The sequence below is a fragment of the Flavobacterium sp. genome (assembly GCF_046155325.1).
Classification (GTDB): domain Bacteria; phylum Bacteroidota; class Bacteroidia; order Flavobacteriales; family Flavobacteriaceae; genus Flavobacterium.
Genome location: NZ_JBJXDQ010000131.1, coordinates 12,944 through 33,252, shown reverse-complemented (window position 1 = coordinate 33,252; position 20,309 = coordinate 12,944). Strand labels below are relative to the sequence as shown.

Annotated in this window: 21 protein-coding genes and 1 pseudogene; 16 read left to right on the top strand and 6 right to left on the bottom strand. The window is 28.7% G+C overall.

The window, feature by feature from the left end; translation table 11 throughout:
• From ACKVOD_RS09265 to ACKVOD_RS09250, 4 genes and pseudogenes are all read left to right on the top strand, one after another.
• Positions 1 to 584: pseudogene (locus tag ACKVOD_RS09265) on the top strand (acyl-CoA dehydrogenase); the annotation flags it as partial.
• 102 nt (positions 585 to 686) lie between these two features.
• Positions 687 to 1,211: a hypothetical protein gene (locus ACKVOD_RS09260; protein ID WP_409209186.1), complete on the top strand. Its 525-nt coding sequence runs from the start codon at positions 687 to 689 to the stop codon at positions 1,209 to 1,211.
• 64 nt (positions 1,212 to 1,275) lie between these two features.
• On the top strand, positions 1,276 to 1,803 hold the full coding sequence (locus ACKVOD_RS09255) for a superoxide dismutase family protein (protein WP_409209185.1): 528 nt from the start codon (positions 1,276 to 1,278) through the stop codon (positions 1,801 to 1,803).
• A 23-nt stretch (positions 1,804 to 1,826) separates the two neighbouring features.
• Positions 1,827 to 3,041, top strand: coding sequence for an LETM1-related biofilm-associated protein (locus ACKVOD_RS09250; protein WP_409209184.1), 1,215 nt, complete (start codon positions 1,827 to 1,829; stop codon positions 3,039 to 3,041).
• Positions 3,042 to 3,051: 10 nt separating this feature from the next.
• On the opposite strand, the gene can is transcribed toward ACKVOD_RS09250, so the two are convergent.
• A complete protein-coding gene (gene can / locus ACKVOD_RS09245) occupies positions 3,052 to 3,687 on the bottom strand; it encodes a carbonate dehydratase (RefSeq protein WP_409209183.1) in 636 nt (211 codons plus the stop codon).
• A 232-nt stretch (positions 3,688 to 3,919) separates the two neighbouring features.
• Here can and ACKVOD_RS09240 point away from each other — a divergent pair, with 232 nt between their 5' ends.
• Entirely contained in the window at positions 3,920 to 4,861 is a 942-nt protein-coding gene (locus ACKVOD_RS09240; RefSeq protein ID WP_409209182.1) for a LysR substrate-binding domain-containing protein, read from the top strand.
• Positions 4,862 to 4,890: 29 nt separating this feature from the next.
• Here the strand turns inward: ACKVOD_RS09240 and ACKVOD_RS09235 are convergent, their stop codons facing one another.
• Positions 4,891 to 5,082, bottom strand: a complete 192-nt coding sequence (locus tag ACKVOD_RS09235) for a hypothetical protein (protein ID WP_409209181.1) — start codon at positions 5,080 to 5,082, stop codon at positions 4,891 to 4,893.
• A 115-nt stretch (positions 5,083 to 5,197) separates the two neighbouring features.
• Positions 5,198 to 5,860 carry a tRNA (5-methylaminomethyl-2-thiouridine)(34)-methyltransferase MnmD gene (mnmD, locus tag ACKVOD_RS09230; RefSeq protein WP_409209180.1) on the bottom strand — a complete coding sequence of 221 codons (663 nt, stop codon included), beginning with the start codon at positions 5,858 to 5,860 and terminating at the stop codon, positions 5,198 to 5,200.
• Between the two features lie 263 nt (positions 5,861 to 6,123).
• Between mnmD and ACKVOD_RS09225 the strand changes: the two genes are divergently transcribed.
• Positions 6,124 to 7,191 (top strand): branched-chain amino acid aminotransferase, encoded by a 1,068-nt coding sequence (locus tag ACKVOD_RS09225; RefSeq protein WP_409209179.1) that lies wholly within the window; start codon positions 6,124 to 6,126, stop codon positions 7,189 to 7,191.
• Positions 7,192 to 7,350: 159 nt separating this feature from the next.
• On the opposite strand, the gene ACKVOD_RS09220 is transcribed toward ACKVOD_RS09225, so the two are convergent.
• Positions 7,351 to 7,740 carry a hypothetical protein gene (locus tag ACKVOD_RS09220; protein ID WP_409209178.1) on the bottom strand — a complete coding sequence of 130 codons (390 nt, stop codon included), beginning with the start codon at positions 7,738 to 7,740 and terminating at the stop codon, positions 7,351 to 7,353.
• A gap of 80 nt (positions 7,741 to 7,820) precedes the next feature.
• Here ACKVOD_RS09220 and ACKVOD_RS09215 point away from each other — a divergent pair, with 80 nt between their 5' ends.
• On the top strand, positions 7,821 to 8,009 hold the full coding sequence (locus ACKVOD_RS09215; RefSeq protein ID WP_409209177.1) for a hypothetical protein: 189 nt from the start codon (positions 7,821 to 7,823) through the stop codon (positions 8,007 to 8,009).
• 61 nt (positions 8,010 to 8,070) lie between these two features.
• On the opposite strand, the gene ACKVOD_RS09210 is transcribed toward ACKVOD_RS09215, so the two are convergent.
• Complete coding sequence (locus ACKVOD_RS09210; RefSeq protein WP_409209176.1) at positions 8,071 to 10,104, bottom strand: dipeptidyl-peptidase 3 family protein; 2,034 nt, start codon at positions 10,102 to 10,104, stop codon at positions 8,071 to 8,073.
• 189 nt (positions 10,105 to 10,293) lie between these two features.
• Between ACKVOD_RS09210 and ACKVOD_RS09205 the strand changes: the two genes are divergently transcribed.
• From ACKVOD_RS09205 to ACKVOD_RS09165, 9 genes are all read left to right on the top strand, one after another.
• Complete coding sequence (locus tag ACKVOD_RS09205) at positions 10,294 to 11,370, top strand: SRPBCC family protein (RefSeq protein WP_409209175.1); 1,077 nt, start codon at positions 10,294 to 10,296, stop codon at positions 11,368 to 11,370.
• Positions 11,371 to 11,468: 98 nt separating this feature from the next.
• Positions 11,469 to 12,011 (top strand): RNA polymerase sigma factor, encoded by a 543-nt coding sequence (locus ACKVOD_RS09200; RefSeq protein ID WP_409209174.1) that lies wholly within the window; start codon positions 11,469 to 11,471, stop codon positions 12,009 to 12,011.
• 33 nt (positions 12,012 to 12,044) lie between these two features.
• Entirely contained in the window at positions 12,045 to 12,458 is a 414-nt protein-coding gene (locus ACKVOD_RS09195) for a hypothetical protein (protein ID WP_409209173.1), read from the top strand.
• Positions 12,459 to 12,464: 6 nt separating this feature from the next.
• On the top strand, positions 12,465 to 12,917 hold the full coding sequence (locus tag ACKVOD_RS09190) for a sensor of ECF-type sigma factor (RefSeq protein ID WP_409209172.1): 453 nt from the start codon (positions 12,465 to 12,467) through the stop codon (positions 12,915 to 12,917).
• A 210-nt stretch (positions 12,918 to 13,127) separates the two neighbouring features.
• Positions 13,128 to 14,165, top strand: a complete 1,038-nt coding sequence (locus ACKVOD_RS09185; RefSeq protein WP_409209171.1) for a hypothetical protein — start codon at positions 13,128 to 13,130, stop codon at positions 14,163 to 14,165.
• Positions 14,166 to 14,308: 143 nt separating this feature from the next.
• Entirely contained in the window at positions 14,309 to 15,028 is a 720-nt protein-coding gene (locus ACKVOD_RS09180; protein ID WP_409209170.1) for a GYF domain-containing protein, read from the top strand.
• A gap of 236 nt (positions 15,029 to 15,264) precedes the next feature.
• Positions 15,265 to 17,895, top strand: coding sequence for a circularly permuted type 2 ATP-grasp protein (locus tag ACKVOD_RS09175; RefSeq protein ID WP_409209169.1), 2,631 nt, complete (start codon positions 15,265 to 15,267; stop codon positions 17,893 to 17,895).
• Positions 17,885 to 18,754, top strand: a complete 870-nt coding sequence (locus tag ACKVOD_RS09170) for a transglutaminase domain-containing protein (protein WP_409209168.1) — start codon at positions 17,885 to 17,887, stop codon at positions 18,752 to 18,754. Before ACKVOD_RS09175 ends, ACKVOD_RS09170 begins: the two co-directional genes overlap by 11 nt.
• 86 nt (positions 18,755 to 18,840) lie before the next feature.
• The gene (locus ACKVOD_RS09165) at positions 18,841 to 19,686 is read left to right on the top strand and encodes a protein-glutamine glutaminase family protein (protein WP_409209167.1); all 846 of its coding nucleotides are present in this window, start codon (positions 18,841 to 18,843) and stop codon (positions 19,684 to 19,686) included.
• Here the strand turns inward: ACKVOD_RS09165 and ACKVOD_RS09160 are convergent.
• Positions 19,683 to 20,276, bottom strand: coding sequence for a 2OG-Fe(II) oxygenase (locus tag ACKVOD_RS09160; protein WP_409209166.1), 594 nt, complete (start codon positions 20,274 to 20,276; stop codon positions 19,683 to 19,685). The genes ACKVOD_RS09165 and ACKVOD_RS09160 overlap by 4 nt on opposite strands.
• Positions 20,277 to 20,309: the final 33 nt, after the last annotated feature.

Sequence of the window (20,309 nt, the reverse complement as noted above, 5' to 3'; positions counted from 1 at the left end):
ATGAAGGTACAAACGAAATTAATCGTATGCTTTCAGTGGGAATGTTGATTAAAAAAGCCATGAAAGGTCATGTTGATTTACTTGGTCCAGCTTCTAAAGTTCAAGAAGAATTAATGGGAATTCCATCCTTTGAAACACCTGATTATTCAGAATTATTTGCCGAAGAAAAAGAAATTTTAGGCAAATTGAAGAAAGCATTCCTTATGGTTGCTGGTGGTGCCGTTCAAAAATACGGAATGGATTTAGACGCACACCAACAATTATTAATGCCTGCTGCGGATATTTTGATTGAAATATATATGGCAGAAAGTGCTATTCTGCGTACCGAAAAACTAGCCAAATCTAAAGGTCAAGACACTATAAAAGAACAAATTGCCATGGCGCAATTGTACTTGTACCACGCAGTAGATATTGTTGCTCAAAAAGGAAAAGAAAGTATCATTTCGTTTGCCGTAGGCGATGAACAACGCATGATGTTAATGGGATTAAGACGCTTTACAAAATACACTAACATGCCAAATGTAGTAGGTTTGCGAGAAATAATTACCAGTAAATTAGTCGCCGAAAACGAATTTTGTTTTTAAAATTTAGTTTTTTATTTTTTTTTAAACCGCAACTGAATTCATAATCAGTTGCGGTTTTTTAATTTCATATAATTTTCTATTTTCGTAAAAAAAATATAAAACATGAAAATACTAGGTATAGGTTCAAGAATTAATCACCCAGATTATGGTAAAGGTGTCATTACTAATGTTTCTCAAAAAGAATATTGGGTTACTTTTATCGAAAATGGATTAGAAACTATTGATTTAGACAGTGAATTTGAGGTGATTGAAGCAGCAGAAAACGAAGTTGATACTGTTAGTTTTTATGATGTAGAACAAAGTTTACTTTCGATTTTAAAAAAATGGTCCGACATTTCAGAAATTGTTCCAATCGCCGATAAATGGAAAGGGGGGAAAATAATTTTAGAACCAGGTCAAGCTGGAGTTGCTAATAAGGAAATCCCTATTGATTCATTTTTTCATAAAATAGTTATGGTTCGTGACCGTGTTCGTGTAATGGAGCAAAAAATAAATTCAAGTAAAATAGAGGAAATCGAAAAGATTGAATTACAACAATATATCACAAGAATTTATGGAAGTCTAACCACTTTTAACGTTTTGTTTAAATCTCAAAATCAGTATTTTGTAGGAGAAAAAACCAAATAGTTTTATAGTAAATTTAATCCAAGTCCTTATTTTTTAGTTAACTTTATAAATTAAAATTTAGAACATGAAAAAAATAGTTTTTACAATTGTATTATTTGTTGCGATTGTTATTAGTTGCAAAACCAATAACAATACAAACGATTCTAAAAAGCTTACCCTTGCTTTTGAATCAAAAAGTAACACATCCACAAGTGGTAAAGCAACTTTTATAGAAAATAAAGGAGTAGTTACATTTGTTGCAAAAATTACAGGTTTAAAACCTGGAATTCATGCGATACACATTCATGAAAAATCAGATTGCTCGGCTGCAGATGGAAGCTCGGCAGGAGGACACTGGAATCCCACTTTCAAAAAACATGGAAAATGGGGTGATAACGAGTATCACAAAGGTGATATTGGCAATTTTACTGCCGATGAAAATGGAAATGGAACAATAACATTGACAACAACAGAATGGTGTATAGGTTGTGGCGATGACACAAAAAACATACTTGGTAAAGGGTTAATTGTTCATGCCGGAGCAGATGATTTCGTAACTCAACCTACTGGAAATTCTGGCGCAAGAGTAGCTTGTACTGCAATTATTAAATAATAATAATAATATTAAAATAGTAAATGATAAACCCTTCAGCTAACGGATGGATAGACAAGTTTTTTTTAACTGAAAAACCTTTGCTTTTTCCTGTTGAAGATAATTTTATCGACTTTTATGAAAATATTAGAGAAACAGGTTTTATATATGGTCATATCGTTTCAATTAGTTCTAATTCTACTATTCAAATTGATGGTTGGCTCGAAAATGAAATATCTAAAGTCGCATTATTAAATAATTTATTTAGTATTTATTCAAAAACCTTAAAAGATAATAATCAAATAGCATTTGTAAAAAAGACTATTGATTTTTATAATAAAATGAATCCTCAAAAATTTATTTTTTTTGAAAAAGTTTTGCCAAATTCTAATTCATCAATTGGTTTAGAAAAAATAATAGATAATCGGGTTCAAACTAATATCGATGTCATTAATAAGAGTTTTTCACATATATCAACCAATGCACTTCTTTTTATAGATGTTTTAGCTTTTCGACAATATTTAATTAACGGCGAAATTCCAGGAAAATATTTACTTAAAATTGAAGAAGTAATTATCAACATCGTTTCCTTAGCATTAAATACTAAGTCCAACAAAACCAATTATGATGATTTATTGATTAAACTTTTTGAAACTTCTGTTCGATATAGTAAATTTTCAAAAGTAAATTTCAATAAAGGTAATCTTGGAATTGAACAACTAGGATTGGATTTTTTTAATAATGAATTAGAAAAATATTACTTTATTGACATGGCAGGATTATCGCTTTGGAGTGATGGTGTTATAGAAAAAAATGAAGCTTACTTTCTTTATAAATTAGGAAATTTTATTGATGTTTCAGATGATTTTGTTAGCAAAAGCATTATTAAAACCGATGAATTTATTTCTAAATATAAAAATAAAATATCTTATTTTAATTACTCAAATCCCGTCAAACATTTTTATGATCATACTACTCAAACGGTAACAAAATTAATTTCAAGAAACAAAAAACGTTTAGTAAAAGAAATAATTCAAAGTAAAGAATTGATGCAATTGTTAGCCCACTCGACCAGAAGAGATTTGAATGAAAAAGAAAAGAAAAAAGTTAAAAAACAATTATTAGATATCTGTAAATCTGTACCTTCACTAACCATTTTTTTACTCCCAGGAGGTAGTTTATTATTGCCGATTTTGGTGAAATTCATTCCTACTTTGTTGCCATCAACATTTAATGAAAATCTTGAACTAGACGAATAATTAATGTTATTTAAAATTTTAATTGATATACCGTATCTAAGTCATAGTCTGAACTTATATTAACACCCAAATCAGTTACAAAACCAGAATTCAGTCCATAAGCCCATCCGTGAAGTGTTAAATCTTGTCCGTTTTTCCATGCGGACTGCACTATTGAAGTTTTAGCCAAGTCAAAAACCTGCTCTTTTACGTTTACTTCTACAAAAGCATTAAATCTTTCGGTTTCATTTTCTATCGCATCTAAATATTTTTGATGCAAACGATATACATCTTTTATATGACGAATCCAGTTGTCAATAATTCCTATCGACTGGTTATTCATTGCGGCTTGAACACCACCACAACCATAATGTCCGCATACTATTACATGTTTTACTTTCAATACATTGACAGCATAATCTAGTACACTAAGCATATTCATATCACTATGCACTACCATGTTTGCAATATTTCTATGTACAAAAACCTCTCCTGGCTTAGCACCAACAATCTCATTTGCTGGCACTCTACTATCAGAGCAACCTATCCATAATAAAGGGGGTGTTTGTTTGATTGCTAAATCTTCAAAATAATTAGGATCTAGGGCTAACGATGACTCTACCCACTTTTTATTATTTTCTAAAATCTTTTTGTAAAAATCACTCATTTAAGTCTATTCTATTAGTATTATAAATTGAAAACAATTAATAATAGCCTTTTTAATTATTGCGATAAAAATACAGTTATAAAATCATTTTAAATCAAATTCAATAAATAAATTTACACTTTCAAATTTGAATTTTCAACTAACTAGATTAAGTTAAATCGCAAAAAACTAATATTTATACAATAAATTAAATTGATTTGTTTTTATATTTGCATAATAAATTACTATACAAATGACAATTACTCAACTACAATATGTTTTGGCAGTTGCCGAATATAAAAATTTCACTCTTGCAGCTGAAAAATGTTTTGTAACACAGCCTACATTAAGTATGCAAATTCAAAAAATTGAAGAAGAGCTCAATATTTTAATATTTGACAGAACTAAAAAACCAATTCAATTGACTGAAATTGGTCAAAAAATTGTAAATCAGGCTAAGAATATTGTTAGTGAAGCTGGCAAAATAAAAGACATTGTAGAGTTTCAAAAAGGATTTATAGGAGGTGAATTTAGATTAGGAATAATTCCTACTATTATGCCAACTCTTTTACCAATGTTTTTAAATAATTTTATAAAAAAATACCCAAAAGTTGAACTTATAATCGAAGAATTAAATACCGATGAAATAATTGCTCGTTTAAAAAATGGTCATTTGGATGCAGCAATAGCTGCAACACCTCTTGAAGATGAAAAAATAAAAGAAATTGTACTTTATTATGAGCCTTTTGTAGCATATATACCATCAAGTAATTCTATTTCTCAAAAGCATGAAATTGAAGTTTCAGACTTAAATTTAGATGAAATTTTATTATTACAAGATGGACATTGTTTTCGAGATGGAATTTTAAATTTATGCAAAAACCAACAAATAAGTTCTAAAAACTCATTTCAAATTGAAAGTGGCAGCTTTGAAACTTTAATTAAATTAGCCGATGAGGGCTTGGGAATTACTCTTTTACCCTATTTACACACTTTAGATTTGAAAGACAAAGATAAATTAAAACTAAAAGAATTTAAAGAGCCTAAACCAGCCAGAGAAGTTAGTCTGATTTATCCAAAAAGCGAATTAAAAATTCACATTATTGATGCCTTAAAAAATACCATTAGTGGAGTTGTAAAAGGTGCAATAGCTTTTTATAATATTCAGATTATTAGTCCAATACAGAAAAAATAAAAAAGAACCTGATTTAGGTTCTTTTCTTGTCAAACAATCAACAGACATTCTTTTAATTCTGGCTTATCACTAATAAAACTTAATAACCATTCCCTCAACAAATCTAATTCATAGGGTAATAAAGTTCTAATGGCTTTATTTAATTCTTTCCGAAAAAGTATTATATCAAAACTAACTCTTTCAAGTATAGATTTAGTGTATTCATACATTATTTTTGACATAATAAATAAAATTTGAATTAAAATATAATACTATAATTTAAAAATAAATAATTTATTAGTAATAAATATTAGATTTTTAATAATGTTTTAACATATTTATTAACCAAATAAAAATCTATAATTTTCTTGCCCGAAACATTTCACGTTTTCCAGGAGGACCTTGTAATTTTTCGACTGTAAAACCAACTTCCATCATGTTCTTTTTTATGACACTTCTGGCAGCATAAGTAACTAAAATCCCATTGAATTTAAGTGCATTATACATGATTTTAAATAGAACTGCACTCCATAATTCTGGTTGTACTCTATAACCAAAAGCATCAAAATAAATCAAATCAAACTTTTCAAAATCTTTAATTTCCTCGAATAATTGTTTTCTTTTGGTAAATAAAAAATTAGGGCTTAAACTGAGTTTTTCTTCCCATTTACAAGAGTGCATCATATCAAAAACTGATCTTTCATTTTCAGCTTTTAACTCCTCTACATAATTCATCAGTTGAACTTCTTCAATCGAAATGGGATAAGCCTCTACTCCAACATAATCAATAGACAATTGATGTCTTGATGATTCTAAGAAAGTTATAAAAGTATTCAATCCTGTTCCAAAACCAATTTCTAAAATTGAAATTTTTTTGTTTTGAAATAAATTAAGTCCGTTTTTTATAAAAACATGATTTGCTTCTTGAATTGCTCCAAATTTAGAATGATAGCATTCGTCCCATTCCTTTAAATGGATGGTTGTGGAGCCATCGTGGGTGTTTAAAATTTCTCTTTTCAAAATTAATTGGTGGTTTTTGTTAATCAATGTTAATAGAATTATTCAAATCTAATTAAAAACTAAAACATTTACCTATCAAAAAACGGTATTTTTTAAATAATCAATAAAAATATTACTCCTTTTTAAGTTTTTTTTTTTGAATAGACAAAACGCAGTAAAAAGCAGTAATTAATGCTTTTTTAGCAAGTATTTCTATGTTTTTTGTTTAATTTTGCAAGACTAAAATACAATAAAACTGATTTTAAAAATAGTCAATCAAAATTATGAATGCAACACAAACCAACAAAATTGAGATAATTAAGGCAACTACTTCAAAAATAAATGAAGTAGATTTTGATAATTTAAGTTTTGGATCTGTTTTTACTGATCATTTATTTGAATGTGATTACATAAATGGAGAATGGCAAAAACCTGTCATAAAACCTTACGCTCCATTTTTGTTAGATCCTTCAGCGAAAGTTTTTCATTATGGACAAGCTATTTTTGAAGGAATGAAGGCTTATAAAGATGAGCAAGATGCTATTTGGCTATTTAGACCCGACGAAAATTACAAAAGATTTAACCATTCTGCAGTAAGAATGGCAATGCCTGAAGTTCCTGAAGAAATTTTCATGGAAGGTTTAAAACAGTTGCTTAAATTAGACGAAGCTTGGATTAAAAAAGGCATAGGAAATACTATGTACATTAGACCATTTCTAATTGCTACTGGTTTTGGAGTTATTGCAAATCCATCTGATGATTATAAATTTATGATTATTCTTTCTCCTGCAAAGTCATACTATTCAGGAGAAGTGAAAGTGCTTATAGCAGAACATTTTAGTAGAGCCGCAAATGGCGGTATCGGTGCCGCAAAAGCAGGCGGAAATTATGCTGGACAATTTTACCCAACCAATTTGGCAAACAAAGCTGGGTTTCAACAGGTAATTTGGACCGATGATGCTACGCATACCATGCTAGAAGAAGCTGGAACGATGAATGTATTTTTTAGAATAAATGATACACTATATACTGCTCCAACAAGTGAAAGAATTTTGGATGGAGTTACTAGAAAAAGTTTAATTGAAATGGCTAAACGTGATGGAATCGACGTTGAGGTTCGTCCCGTTTTAGTTTCTGAAATTGTAGCAGCAGCAAATAATGGAAGTTTAAAAGAAATATTTGGTGCAGGAACAGCTGCCGTAGTGAATCCAATTGTAGGATTTTCATATCAAAATATATATTATGAATTACCAAAATTAAAAAATTCATTTGCAAACCAACTTAAAGAAAACTTAACTAAAATACAACATAAACTGGCCTATGATACTTTTGGATGGACGGTTAAGTTATAGATTTCAGAATTTCAGTCCCGAAAGCTTTCGGGAGCAGATTTCAGAGTTAAATAAAAATTATAATAAAAAAGACGTTTAAAAATGATTAATTTCATTTTTAAACGTCTTTTTTCCTGAAATCTCAATTTGCTGTCTTTTTTATCTGCTACCTGAAACCTACTATCTTCTACCAAGTATTTTAGTGAAATCTGGTTTGAAATAATTAGGTCCTTTCATTACCTTACCATCTTCACGATAAATTGGATTACCGTCTTCGCCTAATTTACTCATATTTGAACGCTGAATTTCATCAAAAACTTCTTCAATTTGGTGTTGTAATCCATGTTCTATAATAGTACCGCAAAGAATATACATCATATCTCCAAGTGCATCAGCTATTTCCACTAAATCATTATTCTGGACCGCTTCAAGATATTCTTCATTCTCTTCTTTCATCAAATTATAACGAAGCATATTCTTGTTATCGCCTAAATTTGCTAATGGTGATTCACTATGTCCAATAGCAAAAGCAGTATGAAATTCCTTCACTGCGTTGATTTGTTTTTGCATAATTTTATTTAATTAAATGAATAGGCAAATTAGTAACTTTTCTTAAACTTATACATAAATTTGCAAAAAAAAATATAACTATGTTTAGCCAAGGACAATTACTTTTTGCAGGTGCGTTTTTTATTTCTTTTGTCATTGCTATGATTTATGCCTATAGAAAAGACGCAAAATTGCATACTCTATTTTACAAAGGAAATTACAAAATATTAATTGCTTTTATAATCTTTATTGGACTACTTTTTATGATTAAGATATTCTTTAAAAGATAAAATCATAATCACAAAAAAGGATGTCATCAAGACATCCTTTTCAATAAAAAATTATTAATATTTAATTTACCAATGGTAAAAAACTGAATTTTTTAGAATAATCGAACATTTGTTCAGCAAATGTTTTAGGTTGTTTTATTTTAAAAGAAACAATATCTCCTTTTTCATTCACTTTTGGTATCAATTCTGGATTAACAAAACCACTATAAGGAGCAGATACAAATTGTTTGTTTCTTTCTAATATTTCAGCATGTAATTTTCGATCAACTTTTACACCATAATTTTCAACTAAAGCCTTACCAGCATTAAAATCTCCTTCAGATTTAATACGTTGTACTTCTCTTAAAAGCTCACCAAAATAGATATGCAGTTTATCATAATCAGTAATATTATAATAGGTTTTTCCGTCACGAGTAATTTTCTCAATTACATTCTCAGCTTTCCCTTTTTCGAAAACCCAAGCGCTAATCCACTGGCGATTTCTCATGTGTGATTCTTCTACATCAGAGCCTAACTCTAAACGAATTAACTGCATTACTAATCCATTTCGAATATAACTATCATAGGATTCTATACCCATTTTTTTCCAATCATCAATTAATCCAAATTCTTGTAATTTTGGATTGTATAAATAATAAAGTGCTACTAAGTCGGCTCTACCTTCTTCTAATGTAGAAGCATAGTTTTTTAAAGTTTCTTTAGGCGTACCTATACCGGGCTTAATTTGACCCGATGCATGACCAATTACCTCATGTAAAGCAGTGTGCAATTTATCACCAATATCACTATATTTTTTGGCTAAAGCTATTTCCTCTTCATCGTTAGCAAATTCTTGTAATCTTCCTTTTGCGCCAGAATGAATATATGAGTCATTTATATTTCCTAATGAAACAGATTTTGAACCATGAGTAGCACGAATCCAATCGGCATTGGGTAGATTAACTCCTACTGGAGTTGAAGGTGACGAGTCTCCTGATTCACCTGCTACAACGACAGTTTTATAAGATACACCAACCACATTTTTCTTTTTATGCTCTGGTATCAAGGGAGAATTATCTTCAAACCATTGTGCATTTTTAGACACTATCTCCATTTTTGCTGACATCTCAAAATCTTTGATTTGTACAATACTTTCATAAGCTCCTTTAGTTCCTAATGGATCATTATATACTTCGATAAAACTATTAATGTAATCTATATTCCCCTCTGTAGCATTTAACCAAGCTATATTGTAATCGTCCCAAGTTTTTAGACTTCCTGTTTTATAATAACTAATCAATAATCCTAATGCATCAGCTTGGCTTTTATTTTCGGCAACAGTTTTTGCTTTTTCCAACCAATAAATAATTTTATCAATGGCTGCACCATACATTCCGCCACTTTTCCATACTTTTTCTTCTAATTGACCTTTACTATTTCGAACAATTTTAGAATTTAATCCAAAAGAATATGGCTTATTTGAATCTGGACTTGATTTTTTAGCATAAAATTCTTCAACTTCTTTAGCCGAAATTCCTTTATCGTAAAAATTAATAGCTGAACCTTCTAACAATCCTTTTGATTCATCTAGATTTACTTTTTTGGCATCGGCATCATTAAAAAGAACATCTGCAATATCGGTTGACAAATTAGTTTTTGTTTCTTTAAGTAATTGATTAAAATACGCTCTAGAAAAACTAGGCTTGATTTTATCGTTAGAATAATGATGGTGAATACCATTCGAAAACCAAACTCTTTTCAGATATATTTCAAAATTTTTCCAATCATCGGTTGTTTTATTTCCTTTGTAATTTTGATATATATTCTCTAAAGCTTTTCTAATTCTTAGATTATATTTATAATGTTGGTCCCAAATAATATCACGTCCAGAACTTCCAGCTTGAGTTAAATAATAAACTAATTTTTGCTCTTTTAATGATAAATTTTCCCAGCCTGGCATTTTATATCGTAAGACTTTTATATCTGCAAATTGTTCTACAACATATTCAAAAGGTTTTTCTTTAACGTTTTCATCCCCATTCTTTGAATTTTGTGCATTAGTGCTTATAGATAAACCAATGACTATAAATAAACCTGCTATTTTTAGTAATTTCATTAAAGTGTGTATTTAAGATTTTCGAAATATTTATTAAACAAATATACATTTATTTAAAATATTTATAACAAATTTTCAGTTAGTTATATTTCAAAAAAAGTGCAAAAAAGAAACATTCTAATAGAATTTTAATTGTTAAGTTCACAGAATAAATAAAATATTTAACTTTACAAAAAAACAAATAACATAATGAGAATTATAAAGTATTTATTTCTTTTGCTATTATTAAGTCTAGTTGCCTTAACAATTTTTGCAGCTACTCAAAAAGGGGAGTTTACTATAGAAAGAAGTTGCATAATAAATTCTCCCAGAGCAACTGTTTTTAGTTATGTTAGTGATTCAAAAAACTGGAAATCATGGAATTCATGGGCAGTCGACGATTCTCTAATCTCTATAACACAATATAAAAACGCGCCAACCGAAAAGGGATTTCAATTATCATGGGATGGAAATAAAGGCAATGGTGATTTAGAAAACATAATTAATAAGTTAAACGAAAGTATAACTCAAAAAATAAATTTTAACGGAAATTCATCAGAGGCAACTATGCACTTTAAAGACACCCTAAAAGGCACTAAAATAACCTGGAAAGCAACGGTAAAATTAGGGTTTGTAAACAAAATTATAACTACATTTAATGGTGCTTTTGAGAACGAAATCACTTCAATGTTTGAAAAAAGCTTAGCAAATTTAGACCGGAAATTAGACTTTGAAGTAAACCATTATAGTGTAAAGTTAGATGGAGTAACTATTAAGCCAGCCTGTTTTTATTTAGAACAAACTTTTACAAGCGAATTCACAAAGGTTCGAAAAAATGCAGAGATTGTATTTAATAAAATCACTAAATTCTGTAAACAAAATAAAATTATTATTTCAGGAAAACCTTTCATTATTTATCATAATTATGATACAGAAAGTCCTTATACTAAAATTTCAATTTGCATACCTATAAAACAAGAGATTTTCATTACAGAGGGTAGTGAAATTATGTCAAGAAAAATAATTTCATATCCTGTAGTTAAAACAACACTTACAGGCGATTATACTCACACCGAAAAGGCCTTAGAAAAAGCAAATAATTTTATCAAAGAAAAACGATATATCAAAAACACCCTATATTCTCATTTTGAAGTATTTGTCATAGATAAATCAAAAACGAATAGTCCATCAAAATGGATTACCGAAATTTACATACCCATACATCCAAAAGGGATTTCAAAATCATTGACAACCGTAACAGAAACTGTTCAAGATAGTGTTCAATAAAATTCAAATAACGTAGAAGAAATACCAACCAACTAAAATTAAACAATTCAATTAAACTTTTTTTATTTATTTAATTCTAAATTGATAAGTATCGTATTTTGCAAGAAGAAAAAGATTTTATTTTAGAATTATTAAATCCTAAAACGCAAAACTTTGCGTTTCAAAAACTCTTGCAACAGTATCAAAAACCACTATATAATCACATTAGAAATATTGTTTTGAATCATGATGATGCTGATGATGTTTTACAAAACACATTTATTAAAGTATTTCAGTATTTAAATAAATTTAAGGGAGAAAGCAAGCTTTTCTCATGGATGTATAGTATTGCAACTAATGAGGCGCTAACTTTTTTAAAACAAAAAGCAAAAAAAAGTGGTATTTCGTCGGAAGCAATTCAATATAAAACCATTGATAATTTAAAATCAGATATTTATTATGATGGAGATGAAATACAAATTAAATTACAAAAGGCAGTTTTATCCTTACCCGAAAAACAACAATTAATTTTTAGGATGAAATATTTTCAAGAATTAAAATATGAAGAAATATCAGAAATTTTAGGAACAACTGTTGGAGGCTTGAAAGCCTCCTATTTTCATGCGGTAAAAAAAATACAAGCCTTTGTTGTCAAAGATTAAACCCTAGCTATATAATTAAGTCTAAAGATTATTATGAAAACATTCCATTTAAAAAATAAACCCAGAATAGATAGTGGATTTAAGGTTCCTGAAAATTATTTTGAAGATTTTTCATCAAGAGTATTACCTAAACTCATTGAAAAAGAACCAAAAGTAATTTTACTATACACCAAAAGAAAAAAATGGATTTATGCCGTAGCTGCCATTTTTATTCTAGGAATGTTATTACCAATGTACACCTATTTGAAAAATTCTTATTCTGATTTAAATCATACCAATGTTGAAGATTATATTGTTTATAATTCGACGATTACAGATTCCGATTTAGCTTATCTACTAGATAAAAATGATTTTGAAAAATTGAACACCTCCCTCAATATTGATGATAAAACAATTGAAAATGAACTTTCTAAAAACAGCGATTTAGAACAATATTTAATAAATTAAAATCTTATGAAAAATAAAAAATTATACATATTATTAGTTTTCTTTTTTACATTTTATTTAAATGCACAACATCAATTTAATGAAAAAAGAGAACAAATTAAGGCTTTGAAAGTAGCTTTTATTACAAATGAATTATCATTAAGTCCAGAAGAAGCTGCGGTTTTTTGGCCTTTATACAATGCATATGATGACAAACAAAACGAAATAAGACGAAAAAAAAATAAATCTTTTATTGATAAAAAGGATTATGAAGCCTTTGAAAATATTACTGAAAAAGAAGCTAGTTCGCTATTAGCAAAATCCGAACTTATTGAAGAAGAAATTTATCAAAATCGTAAAAAATTTATAAATAGACTTAAAGGAGTTCTTCCTTCTAAAAAGATCCTTAAATACAAAAAATCTGAAGATAATTTCAATAAAAAGTTATTACAGCAATATCGTGAAAAAAACATGAAGTAAATTGGTAATTATTTTATTCAATTAAAGCCAACTAATGTATTTCATTAGTTGGCTTTAAATTTTTATACAATTTAAATACATATTTAAAACTTTAAAATTCATTAATAATTAATTTTTAAAATATTCATTATCAATATTTTATAATAAAATATTTTATTTTGGCACAGTAATTGATAAAATCTAATTCAAATAATTAAAAATAAAATTATTATGAAAATACAATCTCTTTTACTTGTCCTTTTGTCTTCTTTTTTTTGTTTTTCAATACTAGCTCAAAACAGAACAATAATTAATACAATGAATTCTGAAATTAGTGATAATTTAGATCTTAGAGCGGTAGCTTCAACTTTTGGAGATTCTAGAAATCTACAAGATTTTGAAAGACGTTTAAACGATCCGAGACTTCAAATATCAAATTTAGATTTAAACTATGATAATGAGGTTGACTATCTACGAGTTATTGAATCAGTTCAAAAAAGAACGCATGTTGTTATTATTCAATCTGTAATCGATCGAGATTTATATCAAGATATTGCAACTATTGAAGTAGAGAAAGATCGATATAATAATGTGAATATTCAAGTAGTAGGAAACAACTATATGTATGGAAACAACTATATTTTCGAACCAGTATATTATAATACACCACGAATTTATGCGTCGTTTTGGTTATCAAATTATCGTCCTTATTTTTCTAGTTGGTCTTGGAATTATTACCCCTCATACTATTATTCATGGAATCCATTTCCAGTATTTAGATATAGAAATAACATTAATAATTGTTTGAATACCTATAATGACTACAAATATGTAAGTTATAGAAGAAGTAATTTAGCTATAAATATTTATAATTCAAGACGTTGTAATGCTTATGAAAGACAACACCCTAACAACTCTTTTGAAAGAAGAAATAGCGATGTTAACAATCGTTTTGAATTAGATCAAAAAAGAAATAATTTGACCAACACTTCAAGAAATGATTCTCGTAGAGTTGCAACTACGCAAAGAATAGAACCTACAAGAGAATATTCTCAAAACAGAAATGATTCTCCTAGAGTTGCAAGTACGCAAAGAATAGAACCAACAAAAGAATACTCTCAAAACAGAAATGATTCTCCTAGAGTTGCAATTCCAAAAACAGAGGAAGCATCGAGAGGATATTCACAAAACAGAAATGAATCAAGTAGTAGGGCAAATTCAAATGAATCAAGGAATTCTTCATCAAGAGATGGAAATAGAAAATCATAATTATTTTTAGAATAAGAATTAACACGGCTTTTATAGTCGTGTTTTTTTTTATAAATAAGTTGTTACTATATTTACATTGTTTTTGAAATGACTCATAAAATCGATGAGGTTTTTTAAAATTAATAATTTCTTTTATTATCATTATGAAAAAATATTTCCTACATAACGGCTCTGAAAGTACCGGTCCATTTGCTATTGAGGAACTTAAAACAAAAAAAATAAACAAAACAACTCCCGTTTGGTTTGATGGTATGGAACATTGGAAATCAGCCGAAGAAATTCCCGAATTAACTAGTCTATTTATGGTTATTCCACCACCATTTAAAGCTACTTCAAACAAAATATCTAATGAAAAAATAAAAAAAAATCATCAAGCCCAAGAAATTTTGGGTTTATCTAAAAATATATTTTATTCAATTTCTGGAATCATAATACTCTGCCTTGGAACAATTGTTTTCAATAACTTGGAAGACTCAAGAAGAAAAGAATTAGAAATCAAAAACCATAAAACAGACATTGAAAATCAACAAATTGTTTTACAGCAAAAGGAAATTGCGGAGCAAAAAATTCTTTTAGAAGAACAGCAAAAAAAAGAAGCTGAAAGAGCATTAATAGAAAAAAAAGATAGTGTAAATAATCGAAGTTCTGAAATTAAACTATCAATTCAAGAGAAAGAAATTAATATTGAAGCTTTAAAGAATAAGCTAAAGGATACTTCTAGCTTTAAAATGTTAAGAACAGCTGACGAAAAAAAAATTCAAATTGATTTACTTGAAACCGAAATTGAATCACTAATCAATGAAATTATACTATTAAAAAATGAATCGGACCGTTTGAAACTTGATCTAGAGAAAATTAAGTAATTTGTTTTTTTTTATCAGGACGCCATCTAGCACATCCAAACAAACTGCACCTGTAATCAATTCACCAACAGCTTCAAGATTTGTTGGGCAAAATAAATCAAATCTAAACCAGATACACCAATTGAATTAGTAAATCCGGAATATCCAAATACATTAGATTTAAGACATTATTGGGTTACAAAAAAATAATATCAAATCTAAAAAAATTAATTGTCGTTCAAATTAAAACTAGTATTTTGCAATACTATAAATCAGCAATGATTCAAAACAAAAAAATGATTCAAGATATTTCATTAGGACTACTCAACACTTATAAAAAAACTATTAATTCTTATGATGAAGTTATTGACCAAAATGGGCAAGTAAAACCCTATTGGCAAGCACTTTTTAACACGTTAGAATCTATTGGAATTGAGGAATTAGAATTGAGAAATCAAGAAATAATAAAAAAATTAAAAGAAAACGGAGTAACTTATAACGTTTATGGCTCAAACAAAGAATCTAATCGGGCTTGGAAACTAGATCCAATACCGTTTTTAATTCACGAATCGGAATGGAAATCTATAGAAAAAGGCTTAAAGCAAAGGGCTCATCTTTTAGATTTGATTTTAAAAGACATCTATGGTCCTCAATTGCTAATTAAAAATGCTATAATCCCAGTCGAATTAGTTTTTGATAATTCAGGTTTTTTATTGCCTTGTTTTGATATTAAACAGAAACACAATAAGCAATTATTAAATTATGCGGTAGATTTAGCTCGTGGTCCTGATGGAAAAATGTGGTTGTTAGACAATAGAGCACAATCTCCTTCTGGATCAGGATATGCTTTAGAAAACAGAATAGTAATGAGTAAGGTTTTGCCTGAACTCAACAAAAAGACTTATAGGGCAAGACTTTCTCCTTATTTCAGTAAATTACAGGAAACTGTTGATTCCCTCGGTAGCAATACCAACGAAAATCCAAATGTGGTTTTTTTAACTCCTGGTGCAGGAAATGAAACCTACTTTGAACACGTTTATCTTTCTTCTCATTTAGGATATACATTAGTACAAGGAAATGATTTGTTAGTTCGTGATGGTTTTGTATGGCTTAAATCAATTGATAGATTAGAGCGTGTTGATGTCATTATTAAAAGATTAGATGATGAATGGTGTGATCCATTAGAACTTAGAAGAGATTCCTTACTTGGAATTCCAGGTTTATTACAAGTACTTCGTTTAGGTAATGTTGCTATAATGAACCCAATAGGAACAAGTGTTTTAGAAAATTACGGACTTATGGCATTTATGCAAAATGCTTGTAAGTTTTTACTAAATGAACCCTTATTAATGAGTTCGGTTGCAACTTGGTGGTGCGGACAAGAAAAAGAACTAAATTTTGTTTTAGAAAATTTACCAAGATTAATAATTAAAAAAACAAATAGAAAACAAGGTTTTAAATCAATATATGCTCGTTTATTAAATCCCGACCAATTAGAGGATTTAAAAAAAATGGTATTAAAGAATCCAAAAGATTATGTTGCCCAAGAGGAAGTAAGCTTATCAACAACTCCCTCTTTCATTAATGGTGTAATTGAGCCTAGATATGCTGCTATGCGGTGTTTTATGGTTGCTGATGGTAATGACTATAAATTAATGCAAGGTGGTTTAACCAGAAGTTCGGCTGTGAAAGATAAGTTTGAAATTTCTAACCAATTAGGCGGGATTTCAAAAGATACTTGGATAATTTCTGATTCACCTTTAGAATATCAAGAAAAAGCAATCGAAAGGAAAAATAGCAATAATCAACTTAATAATTCATTAACCAGTCGAAACGCTGAGAATTTATTTTGGGTTGGACGATTGAGCGAGAGAACGATGTCTTTAAGAAGTTTTCTTAAAATAATTTTAAATAGGCTTAACGAGAATGTAACCAAACAAGGTGATAGACAACCTGATTTTTTTATTGTTTTACTCAAATCCCTTACACATCTTACCCAAACTTATCCTGGTTTTGTTGGACAAATAGAAGGAGATAACGATAATTTTGATACTGAAATTATTTTCGAAAATCCCATATCCGAATTACTTAACTTAATCAATGATCATAATAAAATTGGTTCTGTATCTTATAATGTTCAATCACTGCTAAACACTATCAATCAAGTAAGTGAAAAATGGAATCATGATACCAGACGCATCATCAATTTAGTTGAAGATAGTTTTTATGAGCTAAAAGTAACAAACACTACTAATTTAAATCAAGTTACTCATACATTAGATAAATTACACATCCGTCTTTTTTCTTTTTACGGTAATATTTTTGAAACATTACCACGAGATAATGGCTTTTATCTACTTGAAATAGGGAAGAATGTAGAGCGTATCTTATCATTGATATCAGTCTTTCGATCTACATTAAATTTCAAAAAAGAAGATGAAGAAGAAGCTGTTTTAATGGAAGCAATATTAGAAAATCATCATTTGTTAGCACAATATCGAAACATATATAAATCACATTTGAGTTTAAAATCGGTAATCAACATGATTTTTTTAGAAAAGAATCTTCCTTATACACTTTCTTATTTGTTAGATAGATTATCCTATTTACTTTCTAAATTGCCAAAGACAAATGAACCACAAAGATTAAGTATTGCCGAAAAATCAGCACTTGAGGCAAGTACATTTATTCAATTAATTGATGCTGAAAGTTTAATTCAAATAGATGAAAAAACACAATTTAGACCAGAATTAGACAAAACTCTTTCAACTGTTTTTGAACTCATATCGAATGTTTCAAACAACTTAGCAAGCCTATATTTTAACCATTCTGTAATGCAACATTCCGTTTTAGAATCTCTTGAAAAAATAAATACTGATGAAATATAAATTAAAACATCAAACTATTTATACTTATACAAATGCTGTTCATAATTATCAAAGTATTTTATGTTTACAGCCATTAAATTCTTCTAAACAAAGATGTGAGAATTTTAAAATTTTAATTGAACCTCAACCCTCAAAAATATTTAGTCGAACAGATTATTTCGGAAATGTTCAATATTATTTTTCTATACATGAATCTCACAAGTCATTAAAAGTATTAGTCTCTAGTGAAATAGAAGTTTTGAATAGTGGTGTTCAGCCCATAAACCCAATTAGTTTAGAAGAAGCTTTGATTCAATACAAAACAGACAATAGCCTTAAAATTAATATTTTACAGTATCAATTACCTAGTGAATTTATTCATTGGAATAAGGAAATAATCGGTTTTGCAAAAACATGTCTAATTCCTGAGAAATCTCTTTTTGAAGGTGTATTAGAATTGGTGAAAAAGATATATACTGAATTTAAATTCAAATCTGGATCAACCAATATTAACACGCCATTAGAAACTGTTTTGAAAGAAAAAAAAGGTGTTTGTCAAGATTTTTCTCATTTAGCTATTGCTTGTTTAAGGAGTATGGGTGTTCCTGCTCGTTATGTTAGTGGATATATCGAAACCTTACCACCTAAAGGAAAACTAAAGCTTGAAGGGTCTGACGCCTCACATGCATGGATTTCTGTGTACATTCCTGAAATGGGGTGGTGTGAATTTGATCCAACCAATAATATGATTCCACAACAGCGACATATTATTACTGCTTATGGGAGAGATTTTGCTGATGTATCGCCTTTAAAAGGAATTATTTTCAGCTCAGGAAATCATAAAGTAAAAGTAGAAGTAGATGTTATTCCAGTAGAATAATTTATTAAAACAGTCCCATCAAAAAGAAACACCCACTCTTAACTCCAAGAAAAGCTTCTGTAATTAATGAGAATACGGCAAACGCCTTGTTCTTTAAAATTATAGAATCAGAAATTCCTTTTGGATACCAACAAGCCAATTGTCATAATATTTCACATTACATAAGTTTAATTTTAGAATCTAAAGGCTATAAATGTGCTAAAATATGGGCGTTTGCTCCAATTGTATATTCAACTTCAAGCGCTAGATTAATATCCTTTATAGATAAAAAGGAAATTTCACCTAATGGAAAAATCGATTGGGGATACCATGTAGCTCCCGTATTACAAGTAAGAATTGGTAACAAAGTACGTAAAATGGTTATTGATCCTGGACTTTTTCCTAAAGGACCTGTTCGTTATCGTACTTGGATAGCTAAACTTAGAACTAGAAAATTGATTTACTTAATTATGGATTCTGAATGGTATTTATTTAATTCATCCATGATTCCTAATTCACAATTACTACCTTATTCTGAGGAAAACGCAGATGCAAAACCACCAAATGTTAAGTTACCCGATTGGTTTTCTGATAAACTAATTACTGATTTTTTTAAACATGAAGAAGATTCACTTAAAGAACATTGGATAGAAAAAGGATTATCCGTAAACGAAACAGCTCTAGAGTTTTATGATGTAGAAATAAAACCGTTACTTATATCAAATATTCATCAAGAATTAGTTGCTGATTACAAAATGTTGGTTGGAAATGTATTTAATTTTGAAACCATTTTTAGAGACAATAACTGGAATTATGAAATGAATGATGATTTTCAAAAAAAACACCGAGACATCATTGAAAAATATCGAGATGTGTATGCTGTCAATCTAAATAAATGGAGGACAAAATTAGCTGATTTGAATGCAATTATTCAATTGAATAAAAAAAATTAATCGCTTTTTAACCAACCTGTGATACTCATTCTTGTGTTTTGAGTAACTAAAACTTCATGAACTAACTCATCACTTTTAAAAAAAATGGTCTTGCCTTGGGTTGGACATATTTTTTGATTATTATTTAATTGATGAATTAGCAATTCACCCCCGTCACTTTCCTGCCAATTAGTGTTCAAATAACTAATCATTGAGTATTTTCTACTGGGGTTATTTTTGAATTGATCTAAATGTTTTAAATAAAAATCACCTTTTTCATATAGTGAATAATGAAACTCATAACCTGTTATTCCAGCATAACAACTTTGATTTAGATACAGGATAAAAGCTTCAATTTGAAGGAAAAATTGGTTTTCAAAAATATTATTATTTTTTTTATCTAACCAATAAATAGAATCACTTCTAATAGCACCATCGTAGGATATTTTTTCAGAATTACCAATTCCAGCATTTTTTAATAAGTTTTTATCATTTAAATTGAGTAAGTTTTGCTTCAGATTCATTGCTAATTCATTGCTCAAAAAATGCTCAGATATACCTACTCTATTTTCAATATAAGTTGAAATCAAATCCTCAAAAGAATTTTCCATTGGTGTTTTTGAAGACTGAAAAGACAACCTACA